The sequence below is a fragment of the Micromonospora sp. NPDC048063 genome, assembly GCF_043202855.1.
In the GTDB taxonomy this organism is placed as follows: domain Bacteria; phylum Actinomycetota; class Actinomycetes; order Mycobacteriales; family Micromonosporaceae; genus Micromonospora.
The window spans coordinates 362,919-376,783 of sequence record NZ_JBIDBG010000004.1 but is presented as its reverse complement, the minus strand read 5'-3'; the positions used below and the strand labels follow the sequence as shown (position 1 = coordinate 376,783).

At 76.0% G+C, this 13,865-nt stretch carries 15 protein-coding genes and 1 riboswitch; of the genes, 11 read left to right on the top strand and 4 right to left on the bottom strand.

Annotated features, from left to right (window positions below; translation table 11 throughout):
• Window positions 1–16: 16 nt before the first annotated feature.
• Window positions 17–472: an ATP-binding protein gene (locus ACGFZ2_RS13560; protein ID WP_393453181.1), complete on the bottom strand. Its 456-nt coding sequence runs from the start codon at window positions 470–472 to the stop codon at window positions 17–19.
• 180 nt (window positions 473–652) lie between these two features.
• On the opposite strand from ACGFZ2_RS13560, the gene ACGFZ2_RS13555 reads away from it, so the two are divergent.
• Window positions 653–1,207: a hypothetical protein gene (locus ACGFZ2_RS13555; protein ID WP_393453178.1), complete on the top strand. Its 555-nt coding sequence runs from the start codon at window positions 653–655 to the stop codon at window positions 1,205–1,207.
• A gap of 44 nt (window positions 1,208–1,251) precedes the next feature.
• Here the strand turns inward: ACGFZ2_RS13555 and ACGFZ2_RS13550 are convergent, their stop codons facing one another.
• Together ACGFZ2_RS13550 and ACGFZ2_RS13545 are read right to left on the bottom strand one after the other, a co-directional pair.
• Complete coding sequence (locus tag ACGFZ2_RS13550) at window positions 1,252–2,439, bottom strand: WD40/YVTN/BNR-like repeat-containing protein (protein WP_393453175.1); 1,188 nt, start codon at window positions 2,437–2,439, stop codon at window positions 1,252–1,254.
• Window positions 2,432–2,947: an RNA polymerase sigma factor gene (locus tag ACGFZ2_RS13545; protein WP_393453172.1), complete on the bottom strand. Its 516-nt coding sequence runs from the start codon at window positions 2,945–2,947 to the stop codon at window positions 2,432–2,434. The genes ACGFZ2_RS13550 and ACGFZ2_RS13545 overlap by 8 nt, the downstream gene beginning before the upstream one ends.
• Window positions 2,948–3,162: 215 nt before the next feature.
• On the opposite strand from ACGFZ2_RS13545, the gene ACGFZ2_RS13540 reads away from it, so the two are divergent.
• The gene (locus ACGFZ2_RS13540; protein WP_393453169.1) at window positions 3,163–4,410 is read left to right on the top strand and encodes a hypothetical protein; all 1,248 of its coding nucleotides are present in this window, start codon (window positions 3,163–3,165) and stop codon (window positions 4,408–4,410) included.
• 220 nt (window positions 4,411–4,630) lie between these two features.
• On the opposite strand, the gene ACGFZ2_RS13535 is transcribed toward ACGFZ2_RS13540, so the two are convergent.
• On the bottom strand, window positions 4,631–4,795 hold the full coding sequence (locus ACGFZ2_RS13535; RefSeq protein ID WP_393453166.1) for a hypothetical protein: 165 nt from the start codon (window positions 4,793–4,795) through the stop codon (window positions 4,631–4,633).
• 70 nt (window positions 4,796–4,865) lie between these two features.
• Between ACGFZ2_RS13535 and ACGFZ2_RS13530 the strand changes: the two genes are divergently transcribed.
• The 9 genes from ACGFZ2_RS13530 (at window position 4,866) to ACGFZ2_RS13490 (ending at window position 13,781) form a co-directional block, all read left to right on the top strand.
• Window positions 4,866–6,458: an ABC transporter substrate-binding protein gene (locus ACGFZ2_RS13530; protein ID WP_393258020.1), complete on the top strand. Its 1,593-nt coding sequence runs from the start codon at window positions 4,866–4,868 to the stop codon at window positions 6,456–6,458.
• Entirely contained in the window at window positions 6,428–7,465 is a 1,038-nt protein-coding gene (locus tag ACGFZ2_RS13525; RefSeq protein ID WP_393258023.1) for an ABC transporter permease, read from the top strand. The genes ACGFZ2_RS13530 and ACGFZ2_RS13525 overlap by 31 nt, the downstream gene beginning before the upstream one ends.
• Window positions 7,458–8,327 (top strand): ABC transporter permease, encoded by an 870-nt coding sequence (locus tag ACGFZ2_RS13520; protein ID WP_393258025.1) that lies wholly within the window; start codon window positions 7,458–7,460, stop codon window positions 8,325–8,327. Before ACGFZ2_RS13525 ends, ACGFZ2_RS13520 begins: the two co-directional genes overlap by 8 nt.
• On the top strand, window positions 8,324–9,400 hold the full coding sequence (locus ACGFZ2_RS13515) for an ABC transporter ATP-binding protein (RefSeq protein WP_393453163.1): 1,077 nt from the start codon (window positions 8,324–8,326) through the stop codon (window positions 9,398–9,400). Before ACGFZ2_RS13520 ends, ACGFZ2_RS13515 begins: the two co-directional genes overlap by 4 nt.
• Complete coding sequence (locus ACGFZ2_RS13510) at window positions 9,397–10,110, top strand: ABC transporter ATP-binding protein (RefSeq protein WP_393453160.1); 714 nt, start codon at window positions 9,397–9,399, stop codon at window positions 10,108–10,110. The genes ACGFZ2_RS13515 and ACGFZ2_RS13510 overlap by 4 nt, the downstream gene beginning before the upstream one ends.
• A gap of 84 nt (window positions 10,111–10,194) precedes the next feature.
• Window positions 10,195–10,378: riboswitch (cobalamin riboswitch) on the top strand.
• 28 nt (window positions 10,379–10,406) lie between these two features.
• A complete protein-coding gene (locus tag ACGFZ2_RS13505) occupies window positions 10,407–11,414 on the top strand; it encodes an ABC transporter substrate-binding protein (protein ID WP_393453157.1) in 1,008 nt (335 codons plus the stop codon).
• 5 nt (window positions 11,415–11,419) lie between these two features.
• Window positions 11,420–12,604: a FecCD family ABC transporter permease gene (locus tag ACGFZ2_RS13500; RefSeq protein ID WP_393453154.1), complete on the top strand. Its 1,185-nt coding sequence runs from the start codon at window positions 11,420–11,422 to the stop codon at window positions 12,602–12,604.
• Window positions 12,604–13,371 carry an ABC transporter ATP-binding protein gene (locus ACGFZ2_RS13495; protein ID WP_393258037.1) on the top strand — a complete coding sequence of 256 codons (768 nt, stop codon included), beginning with the start codon at window positions 12,604–12,606 and terminating at the stop codon, window positions 13,369–13,371. Before ACGFZ2_RS13500 ends, ACGFZ2_RS13495 begins: the two co-directional genes overlap by 1 nt.
• 44 nt (window positions 13,372–13,415) lie before the next feature.
• On the top strand, window positions 13,416–13,781 hold the full coding sequence (locus tag ACGFZ2_RS13490; RefSeq protein ID WP_393258039.1) for a hypothetical protein: 366 nt from the start codon (window positions 13,416–13,418) through the stop codon (window positions 13,779–13,781).
• Window positions 13,782–13,865: the final 84 nt, after the last annotated feature.

The window sequence follows — 13,865 nt, the reverse complement described above, 5'->3', positions numbered from 1 at the left end:
GCGGGCGGCCCGCCGGTCAGGCGTGCCGCGCGCCGCCCAACCGGGCGGTGCGGGGGAAGGACGCCCAGATGTTCTTGGTGGTGCCGGTGGCGTACCAGCCGACGTCGAGGGAGAGGGCGCGGGCGAGTTGCAGACCGCGCCCGCCGGCACCCTCGGGCTGCGTGTCGGCGAGCTCCGGCAGGGAACCGAGGTCGTGGTCGGCGACGTCGAGGACGAGGTGGTCGTCGGTGGCGAGCAGCCGGACGATGGTCGGCGGCCTCCCGTGGCGCAGGGCGTTCGTGGCGAGTTCCGTGGCGATCAGCACGACCAGCTCGGGGACCTCCTCCAGGGCCTCGCCCTCGCCGAGCACGTCGCCCGTCAACTCCTCGTGCAGGGACGCCCGCAGGCCGCGCAGGTCCGCCCCCTCGGACAACGTCCACCGCCGCAGCTCGACGGCCTGCGGCGGGGGTGGCGAACTGCTGAGCTGACCCATGGCGGAGTGGTACCCCGTCCCCGCCCGGCTCAAGCCGGGGACGGGTCGGTCAGCGCACCGGTTCGGGTGTGCCGGGCGGCACACCGGCGGATCGGATTTCCGGTCCTCCGGAGACGAGAAGGTGTGACGATCGTGTTCTGGGAGAAGTAGGTCGGTGAGCGCGCCGGAGGGGAGGGCAGTGTGGTCGACCGGATCGCCGACCCGTGGGGGTCGCGCACGCCGTACGGGCCGGGGGAGCCGTGGCCGGTGCGGGTGGATCGCCACCTCGCCGGCGACCTGACCGAGGCGGACGTGGACCGGTGGGTGCAGTCGGCCTCGGTGCTGCACTCCAACGGCGACGCCATGGACATCGCCGTCGCCGACGGTCGGATCGTCGGGGTGCGTGGCCGCGCGGTGGACCGGATCAACCGGGGCCGCCTCGGCCCGAAGGACCTGTACGGCTGGCAGGCCAACAACAGCCCGGATCGCCTGACCCGCCCGCTGGTCCGCGACGGCGACCGCCTGGTGGAGACCGACTGGGACATCGGCCTGCTCCGCGACCTGCAGGACCTCTACCTGATGGCGGCCGAGTGCGACATCGCCTGGACCGTCGTCGGTCAGGCCGCCTACGGCGCCCGGGACGAGGAACTGCTGGCCGTCGTCGAGCGCTGCGAGGCGGAGACCGCCATCCAGCTCAAGTGGCTGCGTACCCGCATGAAGGCCGCCGCCCCGCAGGCGCTGGTCGTCGCCGACTAGCCAGGCCCAGGCCGCGACGGGCCGCCTGCTGCCCGGCCCGGGTGTCAGCCGACGTCCAGCGGTCGCCAGTGAAGGCCGTCGTCGGACAGGTACACCGTCCGCTCGTCGTGGCGGATCCAGCGGTCCGGGGCCACGGCCCGCGGCGCGTCGTGGTGCACCGGCCCGTCGACCGCCAGTGGCGCGTAGGTCCGTCCGTCCCGGCTGGTCAGTAGCCCGAACCGGGAATCGAGTTCAGCGAGCAGGACGTGGGTTCCGTCCACGGTGACCGTCGAACCGGCCTGCACGACCCAGCCATCCGGCAGCCGCGGGTCCTCCGCCTGCCAGGTGGCACCGCCGTCGACGCTGCGGTAGACCCGCCGCGGGACGCCCTGCTCGCCGGAGAGCGTCGCGAACACCGTCCTGCCGTCGGTGGTGGCGAGGTCGAACGCGCAGCCGACCGGAGGGTCGGCTTCCGGTTCCCGGTCGAAGACGGTCTTCTGCCAGCTCCGGCCGCCAGTGCGGCTCACCGCGACGGCGCTCCGCCCGGTCGCCGGATCACAGCCGCGTACCCAGTGTCCGGCCGCCGGTGGCGCGTCGACGGGCACGGCCGCGTCCAGCGGTGGCTGCGTCGCCAGCGGCACCACGGCGGCGCTCCCCGGATCGGGCACCAGAACGTCGCAGCCCTGCGGAACGTGGATCAGGCAGCCCCAGAGCCGGGTGCCCGGCACGGCCGCGGCGCGCGGCGTGCCGCCCTGGCCGGCGTCCCGCCAGGTCGCGCCGCCGTCGGTGCTGATCCGCCGGACGCTCCCGCCCGCGCCCTTTCCGGCCGATCCCACCGGGACCTGCGCCACCAGGAACTCCGGGCCGAGCACGGTCACGGTGACCGGATCGTCACCGCCGGACGGGAAATCCGCGCGGCGGTCCCAACTGCGTCCCCCGTCCGTCGAGGCGACCAGTCGCTGCGGGCAGGTCGCACAGTCGGCCAGCACCGCGTACAGGTGGGTTCGGTCGCCGCCACCGGCCCACAGCACGCGGGACTCGCCCGCCGCTGGGGCGACAGGCGTCCGTAGGAACGGCAGCACGGAGGCCGCACCGAGTGCGAGGGCGACCAGCGCCCCGAGCACGCCGGTGGCCGCCGCGACCCGGGCCCGCGTCCGCAGCCGGCCAGCCCGCTGCCGCACGGTGTCGAAGTCGGGCTGCCGCACGAACCGGTCGACCTCGTCGCGGAGTCCGTGGAAGTCCGGCTCAGGCATACCGCACCGTCCTCTCGTCGCTGATGGGTTCGTCGGTCAGGTGCCGGGCGAGTGCGGTCCGGCCCCGGGAGAGGCGGGCCTTGACAGTGCCCACGGGCACGTCCAGCGCCGCCGCCACCTCCGCCACCGGCAGGTCGGCCAGGTGGTGCAAAACCACCGCCTCGCGGGTCGGGCGAGGGAGCTTGCGCAGCGCGGCCATCAGCGCGACCCGGTCGGGCGAAAGCCCGGGATGGTCGTCGGGCGGCCCGGCCCGGCCACTGCGGATCAGCCGGTCGAGGAACCGCTGCCGCCAGTGCCGGGTCCGCGCCAGGTTCATCGCGACCGTCCGCAGCCAGGTCTCCGGGTCGTTCACGGCGAGGAAGCGCGCGGGCCGAGCCAACGCCCGCGCGAACGCCTCGTGCACCACGTCCTGCGCCTCGGGCAGGCTGCCCGTCAACGCGTACACCTGACCCACCAGCCGGCGGTAGTGCGCCCGGTATGCCTCGTGCACCGCCGTCACGCCGTCCATCCGCTCTCCTTCTGCCGCCTCTACTGAACGGACCAGCGGCAGAGCGGAGGGGTTGCATCCGCTGCAATGCGGAAGATCGGCCAATGGTAGGTGGGCCGACCTCGGCAGGCGGCAGATCCCTGCGGTTCGCACACCGCCACCTAACGGAACAATGGGAAGTATCGATCGCCGCGCGTGTCCTGGACGGAAGGCGGGCGGTTGTACCGGGCGTGACGGTGGAACCACGCACCAACATCGTGATCCCGGCGACGGCAGCCTGGCCGGCCTGGCGGGTCAGGTGGGCGGAGCGTGAGAGCGGGCGGCGGTCGCGCGCGTACGACGCCGAGGTCGAGGGCTGGCGCCGGCGCAACGACCACCTGATCCGGTTGCGGATCGAGGCCGCCGGTTTCCTCGGGTACGCGCAGCCGCGTACCGGCCTGCCGGTGGACCTCGGCGACGACGAGGTCGTGTTCCGGGTGCTGCCGGCCGCGGAGCTGGTCGAGGCGGAGGCCCGGCACGTGCCGGGGCTGCCCGCGCCGGGGCTGACGGTCGCCACGGCCGAGGTCGCGGCGACGGGCCGCGCGCTGCCGAAGGGGCTCCGGGTCGTCGACGCGGGCCCGGCCGTCGTGACCAACCGCCGGGTGGCCTTCGCCGGCCGCGCCGGGCGGCGCGAGTGGGCGTACGCGGACATGCTCGGGGCCGCGCACCACCCAGACGTCCCGCTCACCCTGCTGCACACCACCGACGGCAGTCGGCTCGCCGGGCTGCGGGTGCCGGCCACCGCCACGGTGAACTTCCGCTTCTACCTCACGCTCGCCCTCGCTGCCGCCACCGGGAAACGCGCCGCCGTCGCCGCGCAGCTCGACGCCCTGGTGGCCGCCCACCAGCACGCGCGGCCGGTCCCGCCGGCGCCGGCCGCGCCGGGCCGGGCCCCGCTGACCGCGCTGCGCCCCGATCGCCGGACGGCGCTCGCCGCCGCCGTCGCCACGCTGGCGTACGCGATGCTGACCGCCGGCGCGTTCGGGCCGGAGCGGCCCGGCCCGCCGTACCGGGCGGACGGCGGCGCCGGGAGCGTTCCCGCCGTGCCGGTGGTGCCGACCGTCACCACGACCGCTGCCGAGGAGCCGGTGGTGCCGGAGGAGGTCGGGCCGGGCACCGGCGGGACGGCGGTTCCCCGGGCCCGCGTCGCCGTGGGAGCGCGGGTGCCGGTCGTGCGGCAGGACGTGGTGAGCACGGGCGGCTCCGTTCCGCCGGCCGCCCCGGCACGGGGGCCGGCGCCCGCCCCGCCGCCGGTCCCCGTCCCGGCCCCGCCGGCCGCCCCGCCCCCTCCCGCCCCGGCGCCGACGGCCACGGCGCCGGTCGCCCCGGCGCCGGCCCCGACCACCGCGCCGTCGGCGTCGGAGCCCGCCGCGGTCGACCTCTGTCTGGACGTCCTCCGGCTGCCCCTGCTGGACCGGCTCCTCTGCCCGCCGAGCGGTCCCTGACGCCCGGCCGCCCACCCTGGCCGGCTGGCTGCGGCTTCCCGGTGCCGAGCGCGGCGACGCCCCGGTCCTCGGCCACCACGTCCTCGCGGCCGGCCAGGACCCGGCCCGCGCCGAGCACGCCCGGCAGCGCTGGGTGACGGCCCCGCCGACCGGCTGAACCACCGGCGGCGCCACCCGGCGACCCGGCGGATGACCGGGAGCGCCCTCCACCTACAGAGGATCACTTGCGGGCGGCCCCGGGCCCCTTCTTGCACATCTTTGGCAATTGCGGAATGCTGGCGGCAGCGGCGCTGGAGATCATCTGACCGCGCGACGGGCCGTTCCCGTCGCGCGGCACCGATCCGGCCCGTCGCCGGCCACGCCGCACGCCATCGGCCGCGGTCACGGCCGGCCCACCTCAGGGCCCCGGCGCGGCGAACGCCGGGGTCGTGCGACGAACAGACCGGGAGCATGTGATGGGTACGCCGGTGTCCGTGCGGGTGGCGGCGATGGCCGTCGGCGCTGTCCTGGCCGTGGCGGGCTGCTCGTCCCCGACGAGCACGTCGACGGGCCCGGGCGCGGCCGGCACCCTCGTCGTGGCGACGGCGGGGGAGCCGGAGGCGTTGAACCCCGTGCTCAACTACGGGGTCGACGGCGGCTCGCTGATCTTCGACGGGCTGGTCGAACGCGACGCGCGCAACCAGTTGGTGCCGGCGTTGGCGCGGGAGCTGCCGGCCGTCTCCGCGGACGGCAGGACCGTCACCGTGAAGCTGCGCGACGGGGTGCTGTTCCACGACGGCAGCCCCCTGACCGCCCAGGACGTGGTCTTCACCTACCAGGCGGTGCTGGACCCGAAGGTCGACTCCACGCTCCGCTCCGACCTCGACATGCTCGCCTCGGTCACCGCGCCGGACCCGTCGACCGTGGTGTTCTCCCTGAAGTACGCCTACGCGCCGTTCCCGCAGCGGCTGGCGTTGGGCATCGTGCCGGCCAAGGCGCTGGCCGGGCAGGACGTCAACAAGGCAGAGTTCAACCGCAGGCCGGTGGGCACCGGCCCGTACCGGGTGACGTCGTGGACCCCGGGCGACCGGCTCGTCCTCGCGGCCAACGAGAAGTACTGGGGCGGCAGGCCCGCCAACTCCGGCGTCGTGGTCGCGTTCGTCCCCGACGACAACGTCCGCGCGCAGCGGATGCGGGCGGGCGAGTTCGACGCGGCGGAGCTGGCGCCGAAGCTCGCCGCCGGTTTCGACGGGCTGGCCGGCCACCGGGTGGAGCGGGTGCCCACCGCCGACTACCGGGGCGTGGTGCTGCCGATGGGCAACCCGGTCACCGGCGACCCGGCGGTGCGGCGGGCGCTGAACGCGGCGGTGGACCGTGCGGCGATGGTCACCGGCCTGCTCGGCGGAGCGGGTGAGCCGGCGTTCGGGCCGGTCCCGCCGTCGTCGGAGTTCGCCGAGCCGTCGATCGTCGGCAAGCCCGCCGCCGACCCGGCCGCCGCGACCGCCGCCCTCGACGCCGCCGGCTGGAAGCCGGGCCCGGACGGCATCCGCGCGAAGGACGGCCGGCGCGCGGCCTTCGCGCTGATGTACCCGGCCACCGACAGCCTGCGCAAGGAACTCGCCCTCGCGGTGACCGCCGACGCGAAGAAGGTCGGCATCGAGATCACCCCGGAGGGCCTGACCTGGGACGCGATCACCCCGCGGATGAAGAGTGACGCGGTGGTCATGGGCTTCGGCACCCCGTACGACCCGGACTTCCTCTCCTACAAGCTGTTTCGCTCCGACTTCGCCGGCCAGGGCTTCTTCAACCCCGGCTCCTACCGGTCCGCCGTTGTGGACAAGGCGTTGCAGGACGCCCGCGACAACGCCGACCCGGCCACCCGCAAGGCCGCGTACGCCACCTTCCAGAAGCAGCTCGCCACCGACCTGCCGTGGGTGTTCCTCACCTACCTCCAGCACACCTACGTCGTGAAGGACGGCCTCGCCGGGGTGACGCCGCGGGTGGAGCCGCACGAGCACGACGTGGCCAACAGCCTCTGGTGGAACATCCACACCTGGACGAGGAAGTGACCGCACCGGCCACCCCCGCCCGCCGCCGACGGCTGGCGGGAGCCGGTGCCGTGGTCCGCCGGCGCCTGCTGGTGGCCGTGCCGATCCTCGCCGCCACCAGCGTCGGCATGTTCGCCCTCGGCGCGGCCTCGCCGATCGACCCCGCCCACCAGTACGCGGGCGCGGCGGCGTTCACCACCAGCGAGGAGAACCTGGCGCAGATCCGCGCCAACTGGGGGGTCGACGACCCGCTGCCGGTGCAGTACCTCCGCTGGGTGGGCAACCTGCTCCAGGGTGACCTGGGCTGGTCGACCAGCCGGCACGAACCCGTCACCTCCGTGCTGGCCGCCCGCGCCGGCTGGACCCTGCTGCTCGTCGGCGCCGCCCTCGCCCTCGTCCTCGTGGCGAGCCTGCTGCTGGGCACCCTGGCCGCGTACCAGCGCGGCGGCTGGTTCGACCGGGTGCTGCGCGCCGGCGCGTACGCGGTGCAGTCCATGCCGGTCTTCTGGATCGGGTTGGCCGCGATCGCCCTGTTCGCCCTGACCCTCGGCTGGCTGCCGGCGGGCGGGCTCACCGACGTCACCGCCACCACCACCGACCCCGCCGACGTGGCCCGGCACCTGGTCCTGCCGGTGACGGTGCTGGCAGTCGCCCAGGCGCCGTGGTTCGTCCTGTTCATCCGCGACGCCGTCGCCGAGAGCCTCCGCGACGACCACGTCCTCGCCGCCCGGGCCCGGGGCCTGCCCGGGCGCACCGTCCTGTTCGGCCACGCCCTGCGCACCGCGCTGCTGCCGTTCCTCACCCTCGTCGGCACCCACCTGCCGGAGCTGATCGGGGGTGCCGTCCTGGTCGAGACCGTGTTCTCCCTGCCCGGTCTCGGCGCGGTGACGGTGCAGGCCGCGCTGGGCAGCGACTTCCCGCTGCTGGCCGCGACCACCCTCGCCACCACCGTCGTGGTGCTGGCCGCGAACCTGGCCACCGACCTCGCCTACTCCGCCGCCGATCCCCGGGTACGCCTCGATGACTGACCTCGCCCGCCCCGCCCGCGTCCGGCGGCCGAAGCCGCGGGCCGGCCGCGCCGGTACCGCCGTCGCCTGGGCCGTGCTCGTCGGCGCGGTCGCCGCCTGCCTGCTCGCCCCCGTCCTGTGGCCGCTCGACGAGAGCGCCGTCGACCTGGCGCGTACCCGGCTCGCGCCCTCGGCCGCGCACCCGGCCGGCACCGACGACCTGGGCCGCGACGTGGCCCACCGCGGCCTCTACGGCCTGCGTGTCTCCCTGCTCGTCGGCGCGGTCGCCGCGCTCGTGGCGACCGTGATCGGTGGTTTCGTCGGGGCGGTCGCCGGCACCCTCGGCGGCTGGGTCGACCGGGCGCTGATGCGGGTGGTCGACACCATCGCGGCGCTGCCGCACCTGCTGCTGGGCATCTTCATCGTCGCGATGCTGCGCCCCAGCCTCGGCGCGGTGATCGTGTCGATCGGGCTGACGCACTGGCTGTCCACCGCCCGCATCGTCCGCTCCGAGCTGCTCAGCCTGCGCACCCGGCCGTTCGTCGACGCCGCGATCGCCGGCGGCGCCAGCCGCGCGCGGGTAATCACCCGGCACCTGCTCCCGCACGTGCTGCCCCGGCTGGCCCTGGCCACCACGCTGATGGTGCCGCACGCCGTCTGGCACGAGACCGCGCTGTCCTTCCTCGGTCTCGGCCTGCCCCCGCACCTGGCCTCCATCGGCAACATGATCAACGACGGGCAGCGCTCCCTGCTCACCGGCGCCTGGTGGGCCAGCCTCGTCCCCGGCCTGCTCCTCGTCGTCGTCACGCTGGCCCTGGCCACCCTCACCGGCCGGTGGCGCGACCGCCTCGACCCGCGCGTACGAGCGGAGCTGAACCTTTGACCACCACCCGCGAGCCCCACGCCGCCACGGCCGGCACCGCCGCCACCGGCGACGCCACGCCCGTCACGGTCGGCAGCGCCGCCTCCACGGTCGGCAGCGCGGCCGGTCCTCGTCCCGCCCTGCTGGAGGTCGACGGGCTGACCGTCCGCTTCCAGCTCCGTGACGCCGTGGTGCGGGCCGTCACCGACCTGCGCCTGACCGTCCACCCCGGCGAACTGGTGGCCGTGGTGGGGGAGTCCGGCTGCGGCAAGTCGGTGCTCGCCCACGCCCTGCTCGGCCTGCTCCCCGGCAACGCCACCGTCTCCGGCCACGCCCGGCTGCGCCCGCCCGGCGGGGACCAGGTCGACCTGATCGGCTGCACCGAGCGCCACCTCGCCCGCGTCGTACGCGGCCGCGCGGTCGGGCTGGTGCCGCAGAGCCCCGCCACCGCGCTGACCCCCGTACGCACCGGCCGGCGGCTGCTGGCAGAGACCCTGCGCGCCCACGGGCACGCCCGCCGCGACGCGCCCTCGGCGGCCGAGCGGGTCGCCGCCGACGTCGGGCTAGACCCCGCCGACCTCGACCGCTACCCCCACGAGCTCTCCGGCGGCATGGCGCAACGCCTGGCCACCGCCCTCGCGCTCGCCCCCGACCCGCCGCTGCTGCTCGCCGACGAACCGACCACGGGCCTCGACCGGCCCCTGGTCGACCACACCCTCGACCTGCTGCGCCGCCGCTGCGACGCCGGCAACGCCGTCCTGCTCATCACCCACGACCTGGCCGCCGCCCGCCGTGTCGCCGACACCGTCGCCGTCATGTACGCCAGCCGGGTCGTCGAGCGCCGGCCCACCGAGGCGCTGTTCGCCGCGCCCGCCCACCCCTACACCGCCGGCCTGCTCGACGCCCTGCCCGAGCGGGCGTTCCGCCCCGTGCCCGGCCACCCGCCGATGCTCACCGACCTGCCCGCCGGCTGCGCCTTCGCCCCGCGCTGCGACCGCGCCACCGACACCTGCCGCACGCCGCCCACCCCGGTCGTGGACGGCTCCGGCCAGGTCGCCTGCCACCACCCGCTGCCCGTCGGAGCGCCGGCATGACCACGACCACGGCCACCCGTCGACACCTCGGCCCGGAGGCGACCGCCACCGCGCTCGCCGCCCACCAGGTCACCGTCGCCTACGGTCGGCAGCGCGTCCTCGACCGCGTCGACCTGCACGTCGCCCCCGGCGAGACGGTCGGGCTGCACGGGCCCTCGGGCAGCGGCAAGTCCACCCTGGCCCGGGTACTCGCCCTGCTGCACGCCCCCGACGCCGGGCACGTCACCCTCGACGGCCACCGGGTCGCCGGAGTCCGCCACCGGCTGCCGGCGGCCGTCCGCACCCGCGTCGCGATCCTGTTCCAGAGCCCACGCGCCGCCACCGACCCGCGGCTCAGCCTCGCGGACATCGTCGCCGAACCGCTCCGCGCCACCGGCGTACCGGCCGAGCAGGCCAGGGCCCACGCGGCCGAGCTGGCCGACCTCGTCGGCCTCACCGCGGACCTGCTCGCCCGCCGCCCGCACGCGGTCAGCGACGGGCAGCTGCAACGGGCCTGCCTCGCCCGGGCGCTCGTGCACCGGCCGGCCTACCTGCTCTGCGACGAGGCCACCGCCATGCTCGACGCCTCCACCCAGGCCCACCTCGCCGCCGTCATCACCGACTACCAGCGGCAGCGCGGCGCCGGGGTCCTGCTGATCACCCACGACCCGGCCCTGATGGCCCGCTGGGCGACCCGGGTCGTCGACCTTCCGCCCCCGCCGGGAGCGTGAACCGCCGCGCGCCGCACCGTCCACAGTGGTGAAGCCGGCCGCTCCATGGCATTCGTCACCGTGGCATTCGGGGCCGGGCGCAGGCTAGGGTGACGCTGCCGTGGTGTTCGGGAAGCCGGTGGAAGACCGGTGCGGCCCTCGCCACTGTGATCGGGAAGTCCGCGGCCCTCGTCGTCAGAGGTCACTGGGCGTGTCGCACGCCTGGGAAGGCCGGCCACGGACGCACCTCCCGTCAGCCAGGAGACCGGCCACGGCACTGCGATGACCCGTCCACGAGGTGCTGGAAGGCGGTCCCGATGCGCGTGCGCGCTGTGCGGTCCACCCTGTCCCGGCGCGTAGCCGCGCCCCTGTCCGTCCTCCTCGTCCTGCTCGGCGCCTGCGCCACGGACGACGACCCCGCCCCGGCATCCGGCGCGCCGGCCACCCTGACCAACTGCGGCACGCCGGTCACCGTCGCCGCCCCGCCCCAGCGGGCGGTGACCCTGAACCAGCCCGCCACCGAGATCATGCTGGCGCTCGGCCTGGCCGACCGCATGGCCGGCACGGCGTACCTGGACGACGCGATCCTGCCGGAGCACGCCGCCGCGTACGCATCGGTGCCGGTGCTGTCCGGAAAGTACCCGGCCAAGGAGAAACTCCTGGAGACGGCGCCGGACTTCGTCTACGCCTCGTTCCACAGCGCCTTCGGCGACGAGGGCGTCGGCGACCGGGCCGCCCTGGCGGGGCTCGGCATCGGCACCTATCTCTCACCCGCCGGGTGCCCGAAGCCGCACCGGCCGGGAAAGCTCACCGTCGAGGACGTGTTCGCCGAGATCCGGGACGTCGCGGCCGTCTTCGGGGTGCCGGAGCGGGCCGAGACGCTCATCGCCGACCACCGCGCCCGGATCGCCGCCGCTGCCGCCAGGCTCGACGGCACGCGGGACGTCTCCGTGCTCTGGTGGGACGCCGGCACCGACGCCCCGAGCGTGGGCGCCTGCTGCGGCAGCCCCAACATGATCATGTCGGCGGTCGGGATCGGCAACGCCTTCGGCGACCTCGCCGGCGGCTGGGCCGACACCAGTTGGGAGAGCGCCGTCGCGCGCGACCCCGACGCGGTCGTGCTGGTCGACGCGACCTGGGACCCGGCCGCCGCGAAGCAGGCGTTCCTGGCCCGGCACCCCACCCTCAAGGACCTGCCCGCGGTGGCCGGGCAGCGGTTCGTCGTCATTCCGTTCTCGTCCACCACCGCCGGGGTGCGGGCGGTGCTCGGCGTCGAGGCGCTCGCCGCGGGGATGGCGCAGCTTCCCGCCCGAGCGGGCCGCTGACCGCCGTGGCGCGCCGTACCGCCGTGGCCCGCCGTCTCGCCGTGGCCCGCCGTCTCGCCGTGCGCGGTCGGGCCGGCGCGGATCCCGGCGCCACTGCCTCCGGGGTCCGGCGCGGCCGGCCCGTCCGTCCCGTCGGCACCGTCGCGCTGCTGGTCACGTTGCTGGCGGTGCTGGTCGTGTCGATCGGGGCGGCCGTCACCGTCGGGCCGGCCGACATCCCCGTGTCGACGGTCTGGGCCGTCGTGGCCGACCGCCTGGGCCTGGCCCACGCCGACGTGCCGCTGCTGCGCGAGCACATCGTCTGGCGGCTGCGCCTGCCCCGGGTGCTCGGCGCCGCAGTGCTGGGCGCCGGGCTGGCGGCCGTCGGGGCGGTGACACAGACCGTCACCCGCAACCCGCTGGCCGACCCGTACCTGCTCGGGGTCTCCTCCGGGGCGTCGCTCGGCGCGGTCGCGGTGCTCGTCCTCGGCGTCGGCGGCGGGGTCGCGGCGCTCACCGGGGGCGCCTTCACCGGCGCGCTGGCCGCGTTCGCCGTCGTGGCGGCGGTGGCCGGCCGGCGGGCCGCGCTGGCGCCCACCCGGGTGGTGCTGGCCGGGGTCGCCGTCGCGCAGCTGTGCGGGGCGGCGACGTCGTTCGTCATCGTCTGGGTCGCCGACCCGCACGCCACGCAGAGCATCACCTTCTGGCTCTCCGGCTCGCTGGCGCGCGTCGACTGGCCCGCCCTGGCCTGGGTGGTACCGGTGCTGGCCGCCGTGCTCGCCCTCGTGGCGGCGCACGCCCGCACGCTCAACGCCTTCGCCTTCGGCGAGGACGCCGCCGAGACCCTCGGCGTGCCCGTCACCCGGGTCCGGTGGCTGCTGCTGGTCGCCACCGCGCTGCTCACCGCGGCGCTGGTCGCCGTCAGCGGCGCGGTGGGTTTCGTCGGGCTGATCCTGCCGCACGCCGCCCGGTTCCTCACCGGCGCGGACCACCGGCGCCTGCTGCCCGTCGTCGTCCTCGCCGGCGCGATCTTCATGGTCTGGGTGGACACCGCCGCGCGGACCCTGTTCGCGCCCCGCGAACTGCCGGTGGGCGTGCTGACGGCGCTGCTCGGGGTGCCCGCCTTCGTGGTCCTGCTGCACCGGGCCCGGCCGGCAGAGTCGCGGCGACCCCGGGGACGGTGGGCCGGGTGCCGGAAGGCGGGCGACTGATGCTCGCCGTCACCGACGTGTCCTGGGCCGTCGCGGCCCGGCGGATCCTCGACGACGTCACCTGCGCCGTGCCGGCGGGCAGCCTCGTCGGGCTGCTCGGCCCCAACGGCTGCGGCAAGACCACCCTGCTGCGGATCGTCGCCCGGCTCGTCGCGCCCGACAACGGGCGGGTCACCATCGGCGGCGACGACGTCGCCACCCTGCCCCGCGCGGCGCTGGCCCGCCGCGCCGCGCTGCTCGCCCAGCACGCCGACACCGACCTGGACCTCACCGTCGAGGAGGTGGTGCTGCTCGGCCGTACCCCGCACCGCCGCTCGCGATGGTCGGACAGCGACGCCGACCGTGCCGCCGCGGCCGACGCGCTGGCCCGGGTCGACCTCGACGGGTACGCCGGCCGCCGCTGGCACACCCTCTCCGGCGGCGAACGGCAGCGGGTCCAGCTGGCCCGCGCGCTCGCCCAGCAACCGCACCTGCTGCTGCTCGACGAGCCCACCAACCACCTCGACATCGGCCACCAGTTGCAACTGCTGCACCTGGTCCGCCGCGCCGGGGTCACCACCCTCGCCGCGCTGCACGACCTCAACCTGGCCGCCATGTTCTGCGACACGGTGGTCGTCCTGGCCGCCGGCCGGGTCGTCACCGCCGGCCCGCCCGCCGAGGTCCTCACTCCCGGGCTGCTCGCCGACGTCTACGGCGTCCAGGCCGACGTGGCGACGCACCCGGGCACCGGTCGGCCCACCATCACCTACCACCCGCCCGCGTCGTGACCCGGCACGTGCCGCCGGGCTCGACCGGGACCAAGGAGTCGGACATGACCGCCACACCGGGCTGTCTGGTCACCGTGTGCCGCGACTGCTGCTGTGGCAGCACCCGCAAACACCCCGCCGTCGACCACGACGCGCAGCTGCGGCGACTGCGGGCCGCGCTGCCGGCGCCGCACCGGGTACGCGTCAGCGCCTGCCTCGACCTCTGCGCGCAGTCCAACCTGGTCGTCGTCCACCCCGCGCCGTCGGCGCGACGGGCCGGCGCGCGGCCGGTCTGGTTCGGTCTCGTCCTGCACGACTCCGTGGTCGACGACATCACCGACTGGGTGCGCGCCGGGGGGCCGGGCGTCGCGCCGCTGCCCGCCACCCTGGAGCTGTCGGTGGTCACCCCGACGCTCCCCACCGGCGGGTGAGACGGCCGGGGCTGCCCGGGCCGTCGTGCCGACGACCTGACTTTCGGCAGTAACGACGCAGGTGGTGGCTTTGTAACCTGGCCC

Bases quoted from the DNA above. Each gene is read 5' to 3' on its own strand.
- ACGFZ2_RS13510 (WP_393453160.1), top strand. From the start codon at position 9,397: ATGACCACGACCACGGCCACCCGTCGACACCTCGGCCCGGAGGCGACC.
- ACGFZ2_RS13550 (WP_393453175.1), bottom strand. From the start codon at position 2,439: ATGCCTGAGCCGGACTTCCACGGACTCCGCGACGAGGTCGACCGGTTC.
- ACGFZ2_RS13520 (WP_393258025.1), top strand. From the start codon at position 7,458: ATGACTGACCTCGCCCGCCCCGCCCGCGTCCGGCGGCCGAAGCCGCGG.
- ACGFZ2_RS13505 (WP_393453157.1), top strand. From the start codon at position 10,407: ATGCGCGTGCGCGCTGTGCGGTCCACCCTGTCCCGGCGCGTAGCCGCG.
- ACGFZ2_RS13495 (WP_393258037.1), top strand. From the start codon at position 12,604: ATGCTCGCCGTCACCGACGTGTCCTGGGCCGTCGCGGCCCGGCGGATC.
- ACGFZ2_RS13560 (WP_393453181.1), bottom strand. From the start codon at position 472: ATGGGTCAGCTCAGCAGTTCGCCACCCCCGCCGCAGGCCGTCGAGCTG.
- ACGFZ2_RS13490 (WP_393258039.1), top strand. From the start codon at position 13,416: ATGACCGCCACACCGGGCTGTCTGGTCACCGTGTGCCGCGACTGCTGC.
- ACGFZ2_RS13530 (WP_393258020.1), top strand. From the start codon at position 4,866: ATGGGTACGCCGGTGTCCGTGCGGGTGGCGGCGATGGCCGTCGGCGCT.
- ACGFZ2_RS13545 (WP_393453172.1), bottom strand. From the start codon at position 2,947: ATGGACGGCGTGACGGCGGTGCACGAGGCATACCGGGCGCACTACCGC.